This window comes from Paucibacter hankyongi, assembly GCF_037482915.1.
Taxonomy (GTDB): domain Bacteria; phylum Pseudomonadota; class Gammaproteobacteria; order Burkholderiales; family Burkholderiaceae_C; genus Paucibacter_A; species Paucibacter_A hankyongi.
The window spans coordinates 119,035-138,400 of record NZ_JBBHJX010000010.1; the positions used below are offsets into that span (position 1 = coordinate 119,035).

19 protein-coding genes and 1 tRNA gene are annotated in these 19,366 nt (G+C 64.7%); 13 read left to right on the forward strand and 7 right to left on the reverse strand.

What is annotated here, in order from left to right:
- Positions 1-41: 41 nt before the first annotated feature.
- The 3 genes from WG899_RS15540 to WG899_RS15550 are packed head-to-tail and all read right to left on the reverse strand — an operon-like array spanning position 42 to position 2,555.
- Complete coding sequence (locus WG899_RS15540) at positions 42-344, reverse strand: Hpt domain-containing protein (RefSeq protein ID WP_339596563.1); 303 nt, start codon at positions 342-344, stop codon at positions 42-44.
- Entirely contained in the window at positions 337-723 is a 387-nt protein-coding gene (locus WG899_RS15545) for a response regulator (RefSeq protein ID WP_339596564.1), read from the reverse strand. Before WG899_RS15545 ends, WG899_RS15540 begins: the two co-directional genes overlap by 8 nt.
- Positions 720-2,555, reverse strand: a complete 1,836-nt coding sequence (locus WG899_RS15550) for a hybrid sensor histidine kinase/response regulator (protein WP_339596565.1) — start codon at positions 2,553-2,555, stop codon at positions 720-722. The genes WG899_RS15545 and WG899_RS15550 overlap by 4 nt, the downstream gene beginning before the upstream one ends.
- A 158-nt stretch (positions 2,556-2,713) precedes the next feature.
- On the opposite strand from WG899_RS15550, the gene WG899_RS15555 reads away from it, so the two are divergent.
- Together WG899_RS15555 and WG899_RS15560 are read left to right on the forward strand one after the other, a co-directional pair.
- Complete coding sequence (locus tag WG899_RS15555) at positions 2,714-3,406, forward strand: sugar transferase (RefSeq protein ID WP_339596566.1); 693 nt, start codon at positions 2,714-2,716, stop codon at positions 3,404-3,406.
- Positions 3,407-3,429: 23 nt separating this feature from the next.
- Positions 3,430-6,324, forward strand: a complete 2,895-nt coding sequence (locus tag WG899_RS15560; protein ID WP_339596567.1) for a WecB/TagA/CpsF family glycosyltransferase — start codon at positions 3,430-3,432, stop codon at positions 6,322-6,324.
- Here WG899_RS15560 and WG899_RS15565 read toward each other — a convergent pair.
- Entirely contained in the window at positions 6,311-6,952 is a 642-nt protein-coding gene (locus tag WG899_RS15565; RefSeq protein WP_339596568.1) for an MBL fold metallo-hydrolase, read from the reverse strand. The two genes, WG899_RS15560 and WG899_RS15565, sit on opposite strands and share 14 nt — an antisense overlap.
- Before the next feature lie 212 nt (positions 6,953-7,164).
- On the opposite strand from WG899_RS15565, the gene trxA reads away from it, so the two are divergent.
- The 7 genes from trxA to WG899_RS15600 all read left to right on the forward strand — a co-directional run bounded on the left by trxA (position 7,165) and on the right by WG899_RS15600 (position 11,680).
- A complete protein-coding gene (gene trxA / locus WG899_RS15570; protein ID WP_339596569.1) occupies positions 7,165-7,536 on the forward strand; it encodes a thioredoxin in 372 nt (123 codons plus the stop codon).
- A 103-nt stretch (positions 7,537-7,639) separates the two neighbouring features.
- Entirely contained in the window at positions 7,640-8,155 is a 516-nt protein-coding gene (locus tag WG899_RS15575; protein WP_339596570.1) for a YHS domain-containing (seleno)protein, read from the forward strand.
- 85 nt (positions 8,156-8,240) lie between these two features.
- Positions 8,241-8,534 (forward strand): BufA1 family periplasmic bufferin-type metallophore, encoded by a 294-nt coding sequence (locus WG899_RS15580; RefSeq protein WP_339596571.1) that lies wholly within the window; start codon positions 8,241-8,243, stop codon positions 8,532-8,534.
- Positions 8,535-8,559: 25 nt separating this feature from the next.
- Positions 8,560-9,396: an MNIO family bufferin maturase gene (gene bufB, locus WG899_RS15585; protein WP_339596572.1), complete on the forward strand. Its 837-nt coding sequence runs from the start codon at positions 8,560-8,562 to the stop codon at positions 9,394-9,396.
- Complete coding sequence (locus WG899_RS15590) at positions 9,393-10,214, forward strand: HvfC/BufC family peptide modification chaperone (RefSeq protein WP_339596573.1); 822 nt, start codon at positions 9,393-9,395, stop codon at positions 10,212-10,214. The genes bufB and WG899_RS15590 overlap by 4 nt, the downstream gene beginning before the upstream one ends.
- Positions 10,215-10,228: 14 nt before the next feature.
- A complete protein-coding gene (locus tag WG899_RS15595; protein ID WP_339596574.1) occupies positions 10,229-10,696 on the forward strand; it encodes a DoxX family protein in 468 nt (155 codons plus the stop codon).
- A gap of 126 nt (positions 10,697-10,822) precedes the next feature.
- Positions 10,823-11,680: an AraC family transcriptional regulator gene (locus WG899_RS15600; protein WP_339596575.1), complete on the forward strand. Its 858-nt coding sequence runs from the start codon at positions 10,823-10,825 to the stop codon at positions 11,678-11,680.
- A gap of 20 nt (positions 11,681-11,700) precedes the next feature.
- Here the strand turns inward: WG899_RS15600 and yghU are convergent, their stop codons facing one another.
- Positions 11,701-12,552, reverse strand: a complete 852-nt coding sequence (gene yghU / locus WG899_RS15605; RefSeq protein WP_339596576.1) for a glutathione-dependent disulfide-bond oxidoreductase — start codon at positions 12,550-12,552, stop codon at positions 11,701-11,703.
- A 378-nt stretch (positions 12,553-12,930) separates the two neighbouring features.
- Here yghU and gor point away from each other — a divergent pair, with 378 nt between their 5' ends.
- Positions 12,931-14,304: a glutathione-disulfide reductase gene (gor, locus tag WG899_RS15610; RefSeq protein ID WP_339596577.1), complete on the forward strand. Its 1,374-nt coding sequence runs from the start codon at positions 12,931-12,933 to the stop codon at positions 14,302-14,304.
- A 149-nt stretch (positions 14,305-14,453) separates the two neighbouring features.
- On the opposite strand, the gene WG899_RS15615 is transcribed toward gor, so the two are convergent.
- Both WG899_RS15615 and WG899_RS15620 read right to left on the reverse strand, forming a co-directional pair.
- A tRNA-Ser gene (locus WG899_RS15615) sits at positions 14,454-14,543 on the reverse strand.
- Positions 14,544-14,777: 234 nt separating this feature from the next.
- Positions 14,778-15,602: a symmetrical bis(5'-nucleosyl)-tetraphosphatase gene (locus WG899_RS15620; protein WP_339596578.1), complete on the reverse strand. Its 825-nt coding sequence runs from the start codon at positions 15,600-15,602 to the stop codon at positions 14,778-14,780.
- Positions 15,603-15,712: 110 nt separating this feature from the next.
- Between WG899_RS15620 and WG899_RS15625 the strand changes: the two genes are divergently transcribed.
- The 3 genes from WG899_RS15625 to WG899_RS15635 all read left to right on the forward strand — a co-directional run bounded on the left by WG899_RS15625 (position 15,713) and on the right by WG899_RS15635 (position 19,289).
- Complete coding sequence (locus tag WG899_RS15625; protein ID WP_339596579.1) at positions 15,713-17,014, forward strand: hemolysin family protein; 1,302 nt, start codon at positions 15,713-15,715, stop codon at positions 17,012-17,014.
- On the forward strand, positions 17,011-17,760 hold the full coding sequence (locus tag WG899_RS15630) for a SapC family protein (RefSeq protein WP_339596580.1): 750 nt from the start codon (positions 17,011-17,013) through the stop codon (positions 17,758-17,760). Before WG899_RS15625 ends, WG899_RS15630 begins: the two co-directional genes overlap by 4 nt.
- 155 nt (positions 17,761-17,915) lie before the next feature.
- Positions 17,916-19,289, forward strand: a complete 1,374-nt coding sequence (locus WG899_RS15635) for a lyase family protein (protein WP_339596581.1) — start codon at positions 17,916-17,918, stop codon at positions 19,287-19,289.
- The last annotated feature ends 77 nt before the right edge of the window (positions 19,290-19,366 follow it).

A 19,366-nucleotide genomic window follows, 5' to 3' on the forward strand; every position in this document is an offset into this window, starting at 1 on the left:
GAGTGTCACCGGACTGTGTCGTCCGGCCCGCGGAATGAGACTCAGGTCTCGGTCATGGCCGCCTCGATCAAGGCGCGCAGTTCCTGCAGGGCCGTCGCCAGCGCTTCCGGCTGCGCTTGCTGCAGCGCCAACTCGGCGCGCCGGGCGGCTGCCCCGAGCGGCTCCCAGCCATAACTGCCTGCCGCGCCGGCGAGCTGGTGCAGGGCCGTGATTTGCTGCTCGGCATTGCTGGCCTCGCTGATGTCGGCCCAGCGCTGCTGCAGGCCTGCGGCGAAACGCAGCCTGAGCTTTTCGAAGGCGGCCGCCGACGCTGCGGACAGCCCGGCGGTGGGCGAGTCAGCCATGGCCATGTTCCCAGAAGGGCAAGATGTCGGCCGGCAAGCGCATCGGGTCAAAGGGCTTGACGATCAGGCCGGTGGCGCCGTGCAAGAGCAGTTGCTCCAGTTCCTCGGGCATGGCTTTGGCGGTTAAAAAGACCACCGGCACGCCGGACATCTCCGGCATCTCGCGCAGCGCGGCCAAGGTTTGCGGGCCGGTCAAGCCGGGCATCATCACGTCGAGCAACACCAGCTGTGGCCTGAACAAGGGCACGGCCTGCAAGGCCGCTTGGCCGCCGGCACAGCATTGCACCTGGTAGCCGCCCACCTCGCGCAGGCTGAAATCGAGAATCATGCGGATGTCGGCATCGTCGTCGACGCACATCACGCGCTGCAGTGGTGTCATCGCGGCTCCTCTGTTGAGCTTGGCCGGCCGGTACAAGCCTGCCGCACCGCGCTCAGCAGTTCTTGCGGGCCGCTGCGCGCCGGACTCAGCCAGGGCAACCCCATGCGTTGGGCAAACGCGGCATCGACCGAGTCGCCGTACAGCAGCAGCGGGGCGCCGCGTGCCAGCCGACGCAGGCCCAGACAGAAATCGTCGGCCGAACCCTGGCCCTGCGGATTGCCGATCAGCAGGGCCGGCGCAAGGTGATTGGTGGCGCTCAACATGATCTCGGCCTGCGCCAGGCTGGCAGCGCCCTCGACTTCAGCCATGCCGAGCAGGTAACGCGTCAGCCGCTGGCGATTGGCAAGTTCCTTGTCGATATGCAGCAGGCGCGGCAAGGTCAGGGATTGACGGCCCTGGGCGGCGATCTCGGCCAAGGGGAATTCGATGCTGAAGACGGCGCCGCCCGCGGCACTCGCCTCGCCGGGGGCGCCCGCTTCATCGGCGCTGATCTGGCCGCCCATGCGCTCGACCAGCAGGCGGGCGATGTAGAGGCCCAAGCCGGTGCCGCCCTGGACGCGCTGGTCGGTGCCATCGGCCTGCGAGAACTTTTCAAACATGCGGGCACGGAAGCCAGCGGCAATGCCGGGGCCGCGGTCGCGCACGCTGATGCGGGCGCGGCCGCCGCGGCAGTGCAGACTCAGGCGCACCGTCTCGCCGGCGGGCGAATGCTTGATGGCGTTGGAGAGCAGATTGGCCAGTACCTGCAGAAAGCGTTCGGCGTCGAGCCGCAATTCGGGGCCGGCGTCTTGCTCCGGCGTCTCGAACACCAGGCGCACGCCGGCGCGCTCGGCATAGCCCTGGTTGGCGGCGATGGCCTCTTGCAGCAGCGGCAGCAGCGGTTGGGTGCGCAGATTCAGCTGCAGGCGGTCGCCTTCGAGCTTGGTCAGGTCGAGGATGTCGTCGATCAAACTGCTCAGACGTGCCCCATTTCGGCGGGCTACTTCGGCGAGCGACAAGGCCGGCGCAGGCAAGGCCCCGGCCGCGCCGCCGGCGAGCAGGCCCAGCGCGCCCAGCACCGAGGTCAAGGGCGTGCGCAATTCGTGGCTGACGGTGGCCAGGAACTCATCCTTCATGCGCTCGATCTGGCGCTGTTCGCTGAGGTCATGCAGCACCACGGTGACATGACGGAATTCGCTCTCGCGCCATTCGCTCAAGCCCAGCTTGCAGGGAAAGTACTCGCCGTTGGCGCGGCGCAGCTGGCATTCGCGTTGGTTCAGCAGTTGCTGCAGATCGATACCGAACAAGGCTTCGCAGCTGGCACCGGGGGTCAGGGCTTGCCCGTCTTGCAGTGCCAGGTCGAGGGCGCTGCGGTTGCACTCCTCGACGCGGCCGGCGGCTTCCAGCGTGACGACCGGGTCAAGGATGTTGTCGAGGATGTCGCGCTCGCGCTGGGCGCGCATATGCAGACGCGTTTGCATCGCCAGCACATCGCCGTAATGGCGCAGCTTGGCGTCCAGCAGGGCCGGGTTGACCGGGCGCGACAGGTAGTCGTCGGCACCGCTTTGCAAGGCGTGGATCACATGCTCCTCGCCCTGCAGGGCCGAGGTGGCGATGACCGGCAGCCAATGCCGACCGGCCAGCTCACGCAGCCTGCGGGTGACCTCGAAGCCGTCGAGATCTGGCATCAGCAGATCCAGCAAGACCAGGTCCGGCAGACGCAGCCGCAGCTGGGCCAGCGCGGCCAGGCCGCTGTCAACCTCGGTCACTTGGTGGCCAAGGGCGCGCACCAGGGCGCTCAGGTGTTGCCTGGATTCGAGGATGTCGTCAACGACGAGGATGTCGAGGGGCATAGGGTGGGCGGTGGCTGCGATTGATTCTACGCAGCGCTCGGGCGGCTTCCGCATGGGTTTCTAGGCCGCGGGCTTGCGATGGCTTGATTTGACAAAGCTGCCACAACTTGCGCCCCCCCGAGTCCTGTAATGGCTCCCATTGTTTGCTGGAGAACGCCATGGCTGCTATTCCAAATCTGTCGAGTCCCTTCATCAGTCGTGGGCGCGCGCTGCGGGCGCGCTGGGCTTGGCGGCTGCGTTCGAGAGGGCGTGCGCTGGGTAAGCGTGCGCTTGATCTGGCGCTGGTGTTGCCGGCCTTGTTGCTGCTGGCGCCGCTCTTGCTGCTGGTGGCCTTGGCGATTCGCTGCTATGACGGTGGACCGGCCTTGTTCTGGCAGCGCCGGGTGGGGCGTCATGGGGTGGTGTTTGCGTTCCCGAAGTTTCGTTCGATGCGGGTGGATGCCGAGGCGGTGAGAGTGGCCTTGCTGGCCGCCAACCAGCATGGGGCGGAGGGCGTCACCTTCAAGATGCGCAATGACCCGCGCATCACGCCGATCGGCCGACTGATTCGACGCAGCAGCATCGACGAGCTGCCGCAGCTGTGGTGCGTCTTGACCGGCAGCATGAGCCTGGTCGGGCCGCGCCCGCCCTTGGTCAGCGAGGTGGCGCGCTACACCTTGCGGGAGCGCCAGCGCCTGACGGTGACCCCGGGCCTGACCTGCATCTGGCAGGTCAATGGCCGCGCCGAGGTGCCGTTTCCGCAGCAGATGCAGATGGACCTGGACTACATCCAGCGGCCCTCGCTGTGGGTCGATATCAAGCTCATTCTGCAGACGCTGCCGGCGGTGCTGCGCGGTCGCGGTGCCTATTGACCTTGACGCCAAGGAGTTTATTCATGAACAACTGGATGTCTGCTGACACCGACCCGCTGCAGGCCTTGCGGCGGGCCGCGGCCCGCTCGGCGCGTGATTCGATGGCGCTGCGGGCCTTTGATCTGCTGCTGGCCCTGGGCTTGCTGCTGATGCTGGCGCCGCTCTTGGCGCTGGCGATGCTGCTGGGTGAGTGGCGGCGCGAAGCCGTGCATGGCCGTTACGGCCAAGCTTTTGTGCGACAGAGTCTGCAAATGCCGGCGCATCTATTGGGCCGTTTTCTGGCAGCGGCAGGAGCCAGCCATTGGCCGTTGTTGATCCATATCGTGCGTGGCGAGATGGCCTGGGTCGGGCCGCGGCTGCGCACGCTGGCCGAGGATTTTCCCGGCGCCGCCGCGGAACTGCGGCCGGGTCTGATCAACCCCTGGTTCATTCGCCGTCACACGGCGGTGGACTTTGGCTCCGAGCTGCAGGCCGATCTGGAGCACTTGGCCCAGCATGGCCTGCGCCATGATCTCGGGCTCTTTTTGCGCGGCCTGGTGGTGGCGTTTTTGCCGGCGCGCCAGGGGGATCAGCCGGCGCGCGTGCGGGTGGCCGATGTGGTGTTCGATAACCTCAGCATGAACGAGGCGCTGTCACGCGTGCGGGACATGCTGGACGGCCCATCGACCCAGACAGCGCAGCAGGTCAGCTTCGTCAATCCGGCCTGCGTCAATATCGCCGCCGGCCACCGCGGCTATCGCCGTACCTTGGCACGCGCGGCCTTGGTCTTGCCCGACGGCATTGGCATCAAGATCGGCAGCGATCTGCTCGGCACGCCGCTGAAGCAAAACGTCAATGGCACTGACCTGTTCCCGCGCCTGTGCGCGATGCTGGAGGCGCGCCAGTCCTCGGTGTTCCTGCTCGGCGGCCAGGCCGGGGTGGCCGAGGCGGTGGCCGCTGAAATTGGCCGTCACTGGCCGGGCCTGCGCGTGGCCGGTCTGCGCGATGGTTTTTTTGAAGTGGCCGAGGAGGGCGCCGTGGCCGCGCAGGTGCGGGCCAGCGGCGCGGAGCTGCTGTTGGTGGCGCGCGGCGTGCCGGCGCAGGACTTGTTCATCGATCGCTATTTGCCCCTGCTCGGCGTCAAAGTGGCGATGGGGGTGGGCGGCCTGTTTGACTTCGCCTCCGGCCGCATTGCCCGGGCGCCGCAGTGGATGCGCGAGACCGGGCTGGAATGGGTCTACCGCCTGATGCAGGAGCCCGGTCGCATGTGGCGCCGTTACCTGGTCGGCAATCTGACCTTTCTGGTGCGGGTGCTGCTGCAACGCCTGCGCCTGCGCCGCCCGGCGGGCGACACCGGGCCGCTGGCTTCATCCAGCGGCCTGCCGGATTTGGCTGCGCAGGCGGCTGCGGCGCCAGGTTTGCGCGCGGTGATCTTTGCCACCCAGCGGGTGCCCGATGATTTGCCCTTGCCAGCCGACTTCCCAACGGCGGCGCTGCCGCTCGGCTGCCAGACCGCCATCGAGCATCTTTTGGAGCAGTTGTCGCAGGCGGCCATCACCGAGATTGACTTGGTCGTGAGTGAGCGGCCCGAGTTGCTGCGGGCGCTGGTTGGCGACGGCGAGCGCTGGGGCTTGCGCCTGCATTGGCATGGGGTCAAGGACCCGAACCGGCCCTATGGCCTGTTGGCCGGCATGGCGAGCAAGGGCGCGCGCCGTGTGTTGATCGGGCATGCCGATGTGTGCCTGGGCGCGCGCGAGATGATGCAGCTGTCTTGCTTGGATGCGCTGCTCTTGCAGCTGGACGAGCAGCAGGGCAGCCATTGGTCGGGCTGGGCCTGCGCCACGCCGATTCAGTTGGACGGCCTGCCGGAGGACTTGGAACGCGCCGATCTGCCACAAGCCTTGCGTGCCTGCGGGGTGGCGGAGTTGCTTTGCGCCGAGGATGTGATGGCGGAGTTGAGCTCGGCGCCGGCGGTCTTGCAGGCGCAGTTTGGCGCCGGCTGGCACCCGACGCATTCGGTGCCGGCGGCCTGGCTGCGCAAGCGTTGGGGCGCGATGAGCCCGTTGGCGCAGGTCGATCCCGGCGCGACCCTGATCGGGCCGGTGCTGATCGGGCCCGGTTGCGTGGTGGAGGCCGGCGCCACTGTGGGTCCGCATGTGGTGCTGAGCCGCGATGTGCTGGTCTCGCGCGGCACCCGCATTGAGCGCAGCCTGCTGCTGCCGCAGACCTATGTGGGCGCCGATCTGGACTTGGCCGACGTGATTGCCAATGGCGCTCGGCTGCGCCATGTGCGTCTCGATGTCGAGTCAACCTTGGCGCCGCAAGACGCCTTGTTGCTGCCGCTGGTGGGGCGTCGCTGGCCCGCCGCGGCCTGGCTCGGGCGGGCGCTGGCGGCGCTGTTGCTATTGCCGGCGGCTCCCTTGCTGGCCGGGCATTGGCTCACCCGGCGCTTGTTCGGGCGCGAGCCGGATTGGCTGCCGCGACCGGTGGTGTGCGGCCGCGATGCGCCGGGCCTGCAACCGAGTTTGGTTTCATTGCGCTGCGCGCCAGCGCATGGCTCGGCCGGAGGGGCGAGCATCTGGGCCCACTTGGCCGCTCTGATCGATGTGCTGCAAGGGCGTCGCCAGTGGATTGGCATGCGCCCGCGCAGCCGCAGCCAGTGGTACGCCTTGCGGCCCGAGTGGCAGCAAATCCTGGCCGTCAGCCCGGTCGGGCTGCTGCATGCGCCTGCCTGGTGTGAGCAGGAGGACGAGCATGACGAGGCCTGCGCCGCGGCCGATGTGCTGTGTGCGGTGTTGTCGCCGCTGCAACAAGTGCGACTGCTGTTGCGCGGCGCGCTGCGAGTGGCGGCGAGCGGCTTGGGTCAGCGTTTGAAAGGGCGAGGGCAACAAGCCGCTTCGGCCGCCGCCAGCGCTGCAGGGCGCTTCAGTTGGAACTGACGTAGGGATTGCTGCGGCGCTCGCGGCCAAAGCTGCTCTCGGGGCCGTGGCCGGGGATGAAGACGGTCTCGTCGCCCATCGGCCAGAGCCGCTGCTGGATCGAGGCGATCAAGTCGGCATGGTTGCCGCCGGGGAAATCAGTGCGGCCGATGCTGCCGGCGAACAGCACATCGCCGACAAAGGCGCGCTGAATCGCTGCGGAATGAAACACCACATGGCCGGGCGTGTGGCCGGGGCAGTGGCGCACGTTCAGCGTTTGGCGGCCGATGCTGACCGTGTCGCCATCGGCCAGCCAGCGTGTCGGCGTGAAGGGCTCGGCCGGCGGGAAGCCGAACATCTGGCTCTGCTGGGCCAGGCCGTCAATCCAGAACTGGTCGCCCGGATGCGGGCCGATGATGGGCAGCTGCAGCTCCCTGGCCAGTTGGCCGGTGCCGCCGGCGTGGTCGATATGGGCATGCGTCAACCAGATGGCCTTCAAGTTCAGACCGAGTTCCTGGGCCGCCTGCTTGAGCCGCGGCAGGTCGCCGCCCGGGTCGATGACGGCGGCCTCCATGGTCTCGTCGCACCAGACGAGCGAGCAGTTCTGCGCAAAGGCGGTGACGGGGATGGTCTGGTAACGCAGGGTCATGACGAATCGGGCTTGGGCAGTTGCCGCTGAAGGGCTGGGGCGCTCAATGTAGCGGTTTCTCAGCCATTTTCGACGGCAGGCGTGTCAAGGCGAAGGCTGAGACGCTGGGTGAGGCAAGCGAGACGGCAAGCGAGCCCGAACGGGGCTCGAATTTTTACAGTGATGGACATGCCGCAGCGTTTTGCGGTGCTTTGAAAAGAAAGCGATTCATCATGTCCCTCAGCCACGCTTCCACCGTTGCGCCCCGCCCATCCAGCCACCTTGCCGGCCTGGAAAGTCTCGACGCCGCCTCGTTTGCCGACTTCATCCAGCAGCAGTCCGAGCCGGTGCTGATCGACTTCTGGGCTCCTTGGTGCGGCCCTTGCCGAGCCTTGGCTCCGCACCTGGAACAAGTGGCGCGTCGTTTCGACGGGCAGCTGCAGCTGCGCAAAGTCAATGTCGACGAGGCACAGGCCCTGGCCAGCCAGCATGGCGTGCGCGGCATTCCGACCTTGGTCTTGTTCAAGAACGGCCAAGCGCAGTCTCAGTTGGTCGGCCTGCACACGGCGGAGCAGGTCTCCTCCTGGCTTCAGCAGTCGATGTAAGTCCCCTCTATTTTTTTCTCCGCTTGGTTCACACAGTGCTTGGGATGTGAACCGAGTTTTCTTTGACTCGTCCCAAGAATCCCTTCGAAAGAAAGACATTGAAATGAACTCCACCACCTTGCGCAACCGTCTCTTGCCCATTTCCTTTGCCCTCTCGCTGGCCATCGGCCTGGGCGCTTCCTTGGCCCCCAGCAGCAGCTTTGCTTATGACGAAAACTCGACCGCCGCCGTCAATGTCGACGCCAAGGGCCTGGGCTTGAAGGGCTATGACCCGGTCGCCTACTTCAGCGTGGGCGCCCCGACCGAGGGCAAAAGCGAATTCAAGGCGGCACACAACGGCGTCACATATCACTTCGCCAGCGCGGCCAACCGTGACGCCTTCAAGGCCAATCCGGCCAAGTACGCACCGCAGTTCGGGGGCTTCTGCGCCATGGGCGTGGCGCTGGAGAAGAAGCTCGACGGCGACCCGCAAGCCTGGACCGTGGCCGACGGCAAGCTCTACCTGAACGTCAACAAGGACGTTGAGAAGAAGTACCGCGAAGACGTGTCCGGCAACAACAAGAAGGCCGAACAGAACTGGCCCGAGCTGCGCAACAAAACGCCCAAGTCTTTGAACTGATCGTTGCGCTTTGGACGGGCGCCGCTCGGTGCCTGTCCGCCCCTTGTTGTGGCGTTTGCTGTGACGCCAGCCCAGGAGATGAATGATGAATCACCGTCGAAACGTATTGAGCCTGATCGCGCTGAGCGCCTTGGTCCAGGGGGTGGCTTTTGCCGCCGACAAGGCGAGTGAACGGCCGGCCGCCAAACCCGCCATGGAGAAGTGTTATGGCATTTCCAAGGCCGGCCAGAACGACTGCGCCGCCGGCCCCGGCACCAGTTGCGCCGGCACCGCCAAGGTGGATTACCAGGGCGATGCTTGGAAAAAGGTGGCCGCGGGCAGCTGCGAGACCATCGTGACGCCCAAGGGCCACGGTTCGCTGCGGCCCATCAAGACCTGATCGCCTGAACTGTCGGAGCCTCATCATGACCCCCTTGTCGGCCGGACTCGGCTTCAAACCCGCTCACTTCGAGGCGGCACTCGCCGCGCATCGGCCGGGGCTGTGGTTTGAGGTCCACCCGGAAAACTATCTGGCCGCCGGCGGTCCGCGCAAGCGCATGCTGGAGCAGTTGGCGGCGGCCCATCCCGTGTCGCTGCACGGGGTCTCCATGTCATTGGCGGGCGCCGAGCCGCCGGATGCTCAGCATCTGCGCGACTTTGCGGCCCTGGTCAAAGGGCTGCAGCCGGCCTTGGTTTCCGAGCATCTGGCCTGGTCGCGCATGGGCTCGCGCTATGAGCCTGATCTGCTGCCTTTTGTGCGGGACCAGGCCGCGCTGCTGCGCATCAGCGCCCATGTGCAGCAGGTGCAAGAGGCCATTGCGCGCCCCTTGGCCTTGGAGAATCCGGCGCACTATTTGGCGCTGGCGGGGCACAGCTGGGACGAGCTCGACTTCTTGCATGAGCTGGTGCGCCGCACCGGCTGCCGCTTACTGGTCGATGTCAGCAATGTGCATTTGAGCGCACACAACCTGGGCTATTCGGCGCAGGACTGGCTGGACCGGGTCCAAGGCGATGCCGTGGCCGAGCTGCATCTGGCGGGCTACAGCACCGACCCGGTCTTGGGTGAGGCCTTGTGGATCGACTCGCATGACGCGCCGGTGCAGGCAGCGACCTGGGCCTTGTACGAGCGTTTGCTGGGGCGCATCGGGCCGCGGCCGACGCTGATCGAATGGGACGGTCGGTTGCCGCCGTTTGAGCGTCTATGGGCCGAGGCCCAGCGTGCCGAGGCCTTGCTGCGGCACTTGGAGAGGGTAACGGCATGAAGCCCGAAGCGAGTTTTCATGCGGCCTTCTTGAGCGATATCGACGCCTGCCGCCGAGCCGCGCCGGAGGGTGAAGTCTGCAGCCCTCAGTCAGAGCGCCCGGCCGCGTTTGCGATCTATGTGAATACCGGTTTGAAGGCCGCCATCGACGCCTTGGCGGCCAACTACCCCAGCCTGCTGCACGGCCTGGGCGAGGCCTGCTTTTACCCGCTGGCGCGCCACTATGCGCTGGAGCATCCGCCCCGCGACGGCCGACTGTTTTTGTATGGCGAGGACATGGCGGATTTCTTGCAAGGGCAGCCTTCAGGCTCGCTCGACCCATCAATGATCGAGCTGGCGCGACTCGACCGCCTCTGGACCTTGGCCCATGTGGCTGCCGATGCGCCGCCGCTGGATGTTCGACGCTGGGCCGGGCAAGAAGCCGCGGCTTTGGCGCAGTCCACCTTGTCACTGGCCCCAGCGACGGCCTGGTACAGCCATCCAGATTTGCCCTTGGCGCAGCAGTGGCCCGCCGCGCGTGAGCCCCATGGCGCGCGCCTGAGTGGGCTGATGCCAGCGGCCGGGCTGGCAGACGCAGATGGGTCGAATCTCCAAGCGCTATTGATCACCCGCCCCGGCGACAGCGTGCGAGTGCAGCCAATCTCTCGGGCCGCTTGTGTATTTCTGGACGGCTGCGCCCAAGGCCTGTCTGTCATCGACGCGATGCAGCAGGTGCTGGATCGCTACCCCGACAGCGAGCTTCAGGCGCTGCTCGCGACCTTGCTGGCCCAGGGTGCTTTTGCTGAGTCCACCGAAGCCACTGCCCCCAATTTCTTATGAGGCGGATACGCTCAATGAATACACAGTCTATTTTTTCGGCGCTGCGGCGCCATGCGCTGCGACTGCGCGACGGCGCCGGCCGCTGGGTCGGCCATGACTTGCTCGCCGGCGGCGCGCGCTTGTCGATCGCCGCGGTGTTCTGGATGTCCGGCCGAACCAAGGTGGAGGGCTGGCTCAGCGTGACCGACAGCGCTGTTGCGCTGTTTGAGGACGAATACCGGCTGCCACTGCTGTCGCCCGACTTGGCCGCGCATTGGGCGGCCTACGCGGAGCATTTGTTTCCGCTGCTGCTGGTCTTGGGTCTGGCGACCCGCTTGTCGGCGCTGGCGCTGCTGCTCATGACGGCGGTGATACAGATTTTCGTCTACCCGACGGCCTGGCCGACGCATCTGAGTTGGGCCACGCTTTTGCTGTATCTGTTGGGACGCGGCGGCGGCCGCCTGAGTCTCGACCATGTCATCGGCTTTGGCCGTCAGCCTTGATTCGGGCCTCGATGCTCAGCCAGCGATTGTTCCGCTGGCCAGAACTCAGTCATCCGCGCCGCAGCCTGGGCAAAGCAGCCCCTTGAAAAATATCATGCAGGCACTCCAAACAGCCCTGGTGCCTCGATGTCAGACCCTCTTGCCTTTTTGTTGCAGCGCTTTGAACTGAAGGCGCGTGTGTTCCATGCCGGCAACTTGTGCACGCTGGTCAATTTCGATGCCGTTGAGGGGGTCGGGCATCTGCATCTGCTAAAGGCCGGCACGCTGGATCTGATCCGCTCGGATGGCAGCGTTCGGCACTTGAATGAACCCAGCCTGTTGTTCTTTCCGCGTTCGGCCAATCACCGCATCCGAGCCGATGAGCAGGCGGGCGCTGACTTGATCTGCGCTTCGGTGCAATTCGGGGCGCAACTCGGCAACCCCTTGATCAACGGTCTGCCCGAGCTGATGGTGATTCCCTTGCGCGAACTGCCGCAGATGGCGGCCGTGCTGGACGCCTTGTTCAGCGAGGCCTTCAGTCCCGCGACCGGGCGCGACGCGGCGCTGGACCGGCTCAGCGAAGTGGTGCTGATTTATCTGCTGCGGCATGCGCTGGCACAGGGGGCTTTGCAGTCGGGCGTGCTGGCCGGTTTGGCCGACCCTCGGTTGGCCAAGGCCCTGAGCTTGATGCATGCCGAGCCGGCCACGGACTGGTCGCTGGAGCAACTTGCCGAGGCTGCCGGCATGTCGCGCGCGCGTTTTGCCGCCCACTTTGCCGAGATTGTGGGCACACCGCCGGGAGACTATTTGGCCGGCTGGCGCATCAAGTTGGCGATGGGCTTGTTGCTGCGCGGGCGTCAGGTCAAGACCATTGCCGACGAAGTAGGCTACGGCAGCGCCAATGCGCTGACCCGCGCCTTTGGTCAGCGCACGGGCATGACGCCCACCGAATGGCTGCAGCAGCAAACCGGCCGGAGCGCTGAACCGCAAGCTGCGGCGGGCTGAATCGAAGGGCTCGGTCTGGCTCAGACCAAACGGTCGAAGTCGCTGGCGGCGTGGCGTTCGGGCAGTTGGCTGTCCGGCTCGCCCCAATTGCGATTGACCTTGCGGCCGCGTTGTACGGCCGGGCGAGCGGCAATTTTGGCGGCCCAACGCTGCACATGGGCATAACTCTGTACCTGCAGGAACTCACCCGCTTCATAGAGCTGCCCTTGCGCCAGCACGCCGTACCAAGGCCAGACGGCCATGTCGGCAACCGTGTACTGCTCACCGGCCAGATAGGGCTTGTCGGCCAAATGCCGGTCCAGCACGTCGAGCTGCCGCTTGACCTCCATCGCGTAGCGGTCGATCGCGTATTCGATCTTGTGCGGTGCATAGGCATAGAAGTGGCCAAAGCCGCCGCCCAGAAACGGCGCGCTGCCGACCTGCCAGAACAGCCAAGACAGGCATTCGGCGCGTTGCGCCGCTTCGGTGGGCAAGAAGGTGCCGAATTTTTCGGCCAAATAGACCAGGATGGCGCCGGATTCGAAGATGCGGATCGGGGCGCTGCCACTGCGGTCCAGCAGCGCTGGGATCTTGGAGTTAGGGTTGACCGACACAAAGCCGCTGCCGAATTGCTCGCCCTTGCCGATGCTGATCAGCCAGGCATCGTATTCGGCTCCGCTGTGGCCGAGTGCCAGCAACTCTTCCAGCATCACGGTGACTTTGACGCCGTTCGGTGTGCCCATTGAATAGAGCTGCAGCGGGTGCTGGCCCACGGGCAGTTCCTGCTCATGCGTGGCGCCGGAAATGGGTCGGTTGGTGCCGGCGAACTTGCCGCCGTTTTCTTTGTCCCAGGTCCAGATCTTGGGGGGCGTGTAGTCGCTGTTGTCTGCCATCGGAGAAGTCCTCAAAGAAGGGTTTGGGGCGCTGCGCTCAAAGGGGGCGCATCGTCCTGGGTTTTTGTGTGGGTGGGCGAATTCAGCCCGATTGGCGCCAAGTGTGGCAGCTTTGGCGGGCCCTTGTTGGCGGCGGCAAATTGGCCCTGTGTTGCGGGCAAGAAATTTCAACGCGGGTGCTGCGCAGCCGTTTATCCGACAAGCTGAGGGGGCGCTTGAGACTTTGGGTGTGCTGAAAAAGACGGCAGGGACGTTTTGCTTTCCTCTGGCTGCCATCATCGCTATCTTGTTGAGTGCGACCCGGCTTGTCGGATCGATGGGGGCGCCGGCGCGGTTGTCCGTTTTTGAATCGTTTGTGTGAAGCCCAGAAGGAAACTCATGTCCAGCTACGACTATCAACTGTTTGTCATCGGCGGTGGCTCGGGTGGGGTGCGCGCGGCGCGCGTGGCCGCCGGGCTCGGCGCCAAGGTGGCGATTGCCGAGAGCTTCCGCTATGGCGGCACCTGCGTCATTCGCGGCTGTGTGCCCAAGAAGCTGCTGGTCTACGCGGCCCACTTTGCCGAAGACTTTGCCGATGCCGAGGGCTTTGGTTGGAGCGTGCCGCCGGCGCAGTTCTCATGGGCCAAGCTGATCGCGGCCAAGGACAAGGAAATCACACGGCTCAGCGGCATCTATGAAAAAAATCTCTTGGGTTCCGCGGTGACGGTGATGCATGGCGCGGCGCGCGTGCTGGGCCCGCACAGCGTGGAGCTCAATGGGCAGCGATTCAGTGCCGAGCATATTTTGATCGCGACCGGCGGCACGCCCTTTGTGCCCACGCTTCCGGGGATTGAGTGCGCCATCACCTCCAACGAAATCTTCAACCTGCCGGACTTGCCGCGGCGGGTCTTGGTGGTCGGCGGGGGCTATATCGCGGTGGAGTTTGCCGGCATCTTGAACGGCATGGGGTCGACGGTCTCGCTGAGCTACCGGGGCGAGCAGGTCTTGCGTGGCTTCGACGATGAGGTGCGCGCCCATTTGCACGATGAGATGAGCAAAAAGGGCGTAGCCATCCGTTTACACAGCGAGGTTGAGCGCATCGACAAATTGGCCGATGGCAGCCTGAGCGTGAGTTTCAAGGAGTCGCCGGGGGCGTCCCTCACAGTGGATGCTGTGCTCTACGCCACCGGCCGGGTGCCGAATACTCTGGGTCTGGGCCTGAGTGAAGTGGGCGTGCAACTGGATGCGGCCGGCGGCGTCAAGGTCGACGCCTATGGCGCGAGCAATATTCCCAGCATTCATGCCGTTGGCGATGTGACCAACCGAATTGCGCTAACGCCGGTGGCCATACGTGAGGGCTCGGCGCTGGCCAACAGCCTGTTTGGCCCGCGGCGTTTCGGTGCCGACCTGACGACCGTGCCGTCTGCGGTGTTCAGTCAGCCGCCGATCGGCAGCGTTGGCCTGAGCGAGGCGCAGGCCTTGGCACAGTACGGTGAGATTGATGTGTATGTCTCACGCTTCAGAAGTCTGCGCCACACGCTGTCCGGCCGGGACGAGCGCACCCTCGTCAAACTGATTGTGGACACGGCCAGCCAACGAGTGCTGGGCGCGCACATGGTCGGGGCCGACGCGGCGGAGATCATTCAAGGCCTGGCGATTGCCGTGCGCATGGGCGCCAGCAAGGCCGACTTCGACGCCACGGTGGCCTTGCACCCGTCCAGCGCCGAGGAGTTCGTGACCCTGCGCGACAAGGTGACACGCAGGCGCGATTGAGGGGCGCAACGACGGTAAAGGGCCTGTCGGGCATTACCCCAGGCTTGTTGGCGTTTTTGCCGTGGAAACGAAAACAGCCCCGTGCAGGGGCTGCTTCTTTCTTTAGACTTACCTTGAACTGCGCGTGCTCGGCGCGGTCAGGGGGACTCTGGCGGAAGCTGTGAGATTCGAACTCACGGAGGGGATAAACCCTCGCCGGTTTTCAAGACCGGTGCCTTAAACCGCTCGGCCAAGCTTCCTGTAACTATCGATTTCAACTGTGCCAGCGACGCATCGCCGGTTTTGCCTGCACTCACATCGCTGGCGCAATATGAGTTTCGGCGCAATCGCCGCCGAGGCGTCGATTGAGCAAGACCGGTGCCTTAAACCGCTCGGCCAAGCTTCCTGTAACTTTCGATTCCAACTGTGCCAGCGACGCATCGCCGGTTTTGCTTGCGCTCGGATAGCGCTCGCGCGGCAGCAGGATCGAGATTCTAACCGGGCTTTTGAGCCTGCTCACATTTCACCGAAATCAGCTCCAATGCCTGGCCGTTTTCGACCCGTGCGGCGCTGAGTCGGCCGCCCCAGACGCAGCCGGTGTCCAGGGCCAGCAGGTCGGTGCGTTGCAACAGGCCCAGGGTGGACCAGTGGCCAAAGGCGATGGGCGTGCCGGTTGTGCGGCGATCGGGCACCTCGAACCAGGGCAGGTGGCCGGGCGGAGCAGCGTCGGCGCCGTCCTTGGTCTTCAGGTCCATCTGGCCGGCCGCGTCAACAAATCGCAGGCGGGTCAGGGCGTTGACGATGCAGCGCAGGCGCGGCAGTCCGCTCAGTTCATCCAGCCAGAGGGCGGGGTCGTTGCCATACATCTGCTGCAAGAAATCATCCAGATCGGGGCCGCGCAGCAGGGCTTCGACCTCCGCGGCCAGCGATAGCGTCTGCGCCAAGGTCCACTGTGGCAGCACACCGGCGTGCACCATCAGCCAGCCTTGCTCGAAGCAGGCCATGCGTTGCTGGCGCAGCCAATGCAAGAGGGCCGGGCTGTCGGGTGCGTCGAGGATCTCCTTGATGGTGTCGCTGCGGTGCGGCTTTTTGGCGCCTTGCGCGATGGCCAGCAGATGCAGGTCATGGTTGCCCAGCAAGCAAGTGGCTGAGCCCTCCAGCCCGATCAGGCGGCGCAGCGTGGCGAGCGACGCCGGCCCGCGGTTGACCAGATCGCCGAGCAGGTAGAGGTGGTCACGGGAGGGAGAGAAATCAATTTTGCGCAGCAGCCGCTCCAATGCGTCGCAACAGCCTTGCAGGTCACCGATCAGATAGTTCATGCCGGGATTGTGCTGCTTTCATCGTCACGACCTTCTGATACCCTTGCGCCTTTCGTCAATCTGCCTGCGCAGCCCCTGGGGAAGACCCTAGGCATCGGGATGCGCTCTCCATGGATACCGCCTTACTTATTTTTCTGTTGTTGCTGAATGCCTTCTTCGCCATGTCGGAGATGGCACTATCGGCCAGTCGCAAGGCGCGTTTGCAAGTGCTGGTGGAGGCGGGTGAATCGGGCGCGCAGGCGGCCATGACGCTGCACGACAACCCAACCAAATTTTTGTCGACCGTGCAGGTCGGCATCACCTCGATTGGCTTGCTCAACGGCATCGTCGGTGACGCAGCCTTCTCTGGCCCCTTGGCCGAATGGCTGGGTCGAGAGTTCGGCTGGGAAGGGCGCTGGCTGAATGTGGCGTCCACCGGCATCGTGGTGATGGTGATCACCATCTTGTCCATTATTTTTGGCGAGTTGGTGCCCAAGCGCGTGGGTCAGATTTTCCCGGAGATGGTGGCCCGGCGCGTGGCGCCGGTGATGAATGTGCTGTCGGCCGCCACCGGGCCCTTGGTGAAGTTTTTGAGCTTCAGCACCGAAGCGGTTTTGGGCTTGTTTGGCCTGGGTGGGCGCCGCGCACGTGGCGTGACCGAAGAAGAAATCGCCGCCAGCTTGGAAGAGGGCTTGGATGCCGGCGTGATCGAAGAGCACGAGCATCAGATGGTGCGCAATGTGTTCCGCCTGGATGAGCGCGAGATCGGCTCGATGATGATTCCGCGCGCCGAAATTGCGTGGCTGGATGTGAATGACAGCGCCGAGCAGGTGCTCGAGGTTGTGAAAGCCCATGGCTACAGCCGCTATCCGGTGTGCCGGGGCAGCTTGGGCGAAGTGATGGGCGTGGTCGCCGCGCAGGCTTTGCTGCAGCGCGCGCTGAGTGGCCAGCCGCTGTCCTTGGCTGAGGATTTGGAGGCCGCAGTCTTCGTGCCCGAGACCCTGTCCGGCATGGAGTTGCTGGAGCAGTTCCGGGTGTCGGACGCGCCGCTGGTCTTTGTGGTCGATGAATACGGCGAGGTGCAGGGGGTGATCTCTGTGCGCGACGTACTGGAAGCAATCGCGGGCGAGTTCAATGCGCCCGGTGATGGAGATGCCTGGGCGGTGCAACGCGAGGACGGAAGCTGGCTGCTTGATGGCCTGATTCCGGTGCCCGAGTTGAAGGACCGCCTGGAGCTGAAGGAACTGCCCGAAGAGGATCGTGGGCGCTACAACACCCTGGCCGGCATGGTGATGCTGTTGCTGGGGCGCTTGCCGCGCACGGCCGATGTGGTGGAGTGGAATGCTTGGAGATTCGAGGTCGTGGACCTCGATGGCAAGCGTGTGGACAAAGTGCTGGTCAGTCGACTGGCTGTTGATGGAGATAAAGAATGAGTACGACCCCCCCGCTGTATGGCAATCTGGTGCCGCTGGACCGTGAGGCCCACAAGCATCTGCGCCTGAAGACCGATCTGCCGACGATTGAGCGTGTGCAAGGCATGAACTCGCTGTTCTTGGCCGTGGTCGAATTTGCCGAAGCCTGCAAGGAATACCCAATCGTGTTCGTGCGCGTTGGCGAGCCGCCGGCCGAAGGCGTCAAGCCGACCGTAGCTCCGCTGGTGGTGCTGGGTCTGAAGACCGGCAGCAATCTGTTCGTCAAGGATGGCGTGTGGACCGGCAATTATGTGCCCGCCTATCTGCGCCGTTACCCCTTCGCCATGGCCCGTATCGATCAAAACTCGGACACCGTGGCGGTGTGCTATGACAGCGAATGGCCCGGTTTCTCGGTCACCGAGGGAACCTCCTTGTTCGCCGAAGACGGCCAGCCGACTGAGTTCCTGGTCAATGCCAAGGGCTTCCTGGAGAGTTTCGAGCAGGAATCCGAGCGCACCCGCGCAGCCTGCACCCAGTTGGTGGAGTTGGACCTGTTGCGCGATATGCGCTTCGAGGCCACGCTGAGCAATGGCGAGAAGATCGACGTCGAAGGCTTCCTGGCCGTTGACGAGCAGAAGCTGGCCGAGTTGCCCGATGACAAGGTGGTGCAACTGCATCGCAACGGCTTGCTGTCGCTGCTCGAGATGCACCGTGTGTCAATGGGCAATATGAATCGCCTGGCGACGCAGCACGCGTCCGCGACCTGAACGACGGCTTAGCCGTTCGATCCGGCCGTTATGTCGATCCGGCCCTAGGCCGGATCGCTTGTGCCATCCATGCAAACCCGCAGCGGGTTTGCAGGTGCTGACAAGCAAGGCCACATCGCTACGATGCCCGGCAGAGAATCCTCCTGGGTAGTTAGATGTTGGTGTTAGAAGGATTTTTGTCCACGCCCGAAATGCATCGGCTGTTCGAGGCGAATTCGGTCGTGCAGGCGATGATGGACTTCGAGGCGGCCTTGGCGCGCGCGCAGGGCCGTGTTGGATTGATCCCAACCGCCGCCGCGCAGGCGATTGCCAGTCTGTGCCGGGTCGAGCTTTACGATGTGCCAGCCTTGGTTGCGGGCGGTAGCGTCTCGGGCAATCCGGCCGGTTCATTGGTTCGCAAGCTGGCCGAGACGGTCGCTTTGTTTGATCCCAACGCCGCGGCTTGCGTGCACTTAGGGGCGAGCAGCCAGGACCTGGTCGACTCTTCGATGGTTTTGCTGACGCGTCGGGCCCTGGTCCTGATCGAGGATGACCTGCTGAGCCTGATCGCTAGCCTGCTCGACCAGGCGGACGCCTATCCGCAGACGCCGCTGTTGGCGCGAACCTTGATGCAAGCGACTCAGGTCAGCAGCCTGCGCTTTCGCTTGCTGGCTTGGAGCATGCCCTTGCTGCGCAGCGCCCAGGCCCTGAGGAAAACGGCCGACCAGGCCTTGCTTTTGCAGTTTGGTGGCACGGTGGGCACTTTGTCGGCTCTTGAGGGCTGCGCCGATGCCGTGACCGAGGCCTTGGCGCGGGAACTCAACCTGCCCGCGCCCTCCATGTGTTGGCATACGCAGCGCGATGGCGTGGTGCGTTTGGGTTCTGAGTTAGGGATATTGTGTGGCTCGCTGGGGAAGTTGGCGCGGGACCTGGCTCTGTTGAGCCAGTCTGAGTTGGGGGAATTGCAGCCATCCGGCTGCGAGGCCGCTGTTGGCAAATCGAGCCAACGCAGCGCCTCGGCCGGCATGCAGGCGATGGCGGCGTCTTTGCGTGCGCCGCAACGTGTGGCGGCCATGTTGGCGTGCATGAGCCAAGAGCATGAGCGAGGTTTGGGGAATTGGCAGGCCGAACTGGCCGAATTGGAGGGCTTGTTGCTGCATACGCATGGGGCGGTGCGCGGTGTGCGAGATGCCCTGGCCGTGCTGGGGTTTTGTCCGGCTCGCATGCTTGCCAATATCGAGGCTCAACGGGGCATGGTGTTCGCTGATGCGCTGGCGCAGTTGTTGGCCGGGGTCATCGGTCGCCAAGAGGCTTACCAGCAGGTCGACTTGCTTGGTGGGCGAGTGAGGCGAGGGGAAGGACTGTTGTCGGTTTTGGCGCGGCAGCTGATCCAACAAGATGCGCGACTCGCCTCTGCCATTGATGAATCGACCTTGAGGCGCGTGTTTGATCAGGGGCTGGCGGCGCAGCAGGCCGATGCCCGGGTCGCCAAGGCCTGCCTGGAAAGCCGAGAGGCTTTGAACGGCTTGTTGGCCCGACCGCACTGGTGAAATCCCCTTGGGGTTCACCCTTGCCTCAAGAGTAACGGTCTGTTTCAACGTGAAATTTGCACTATTTTGCCGCTAGA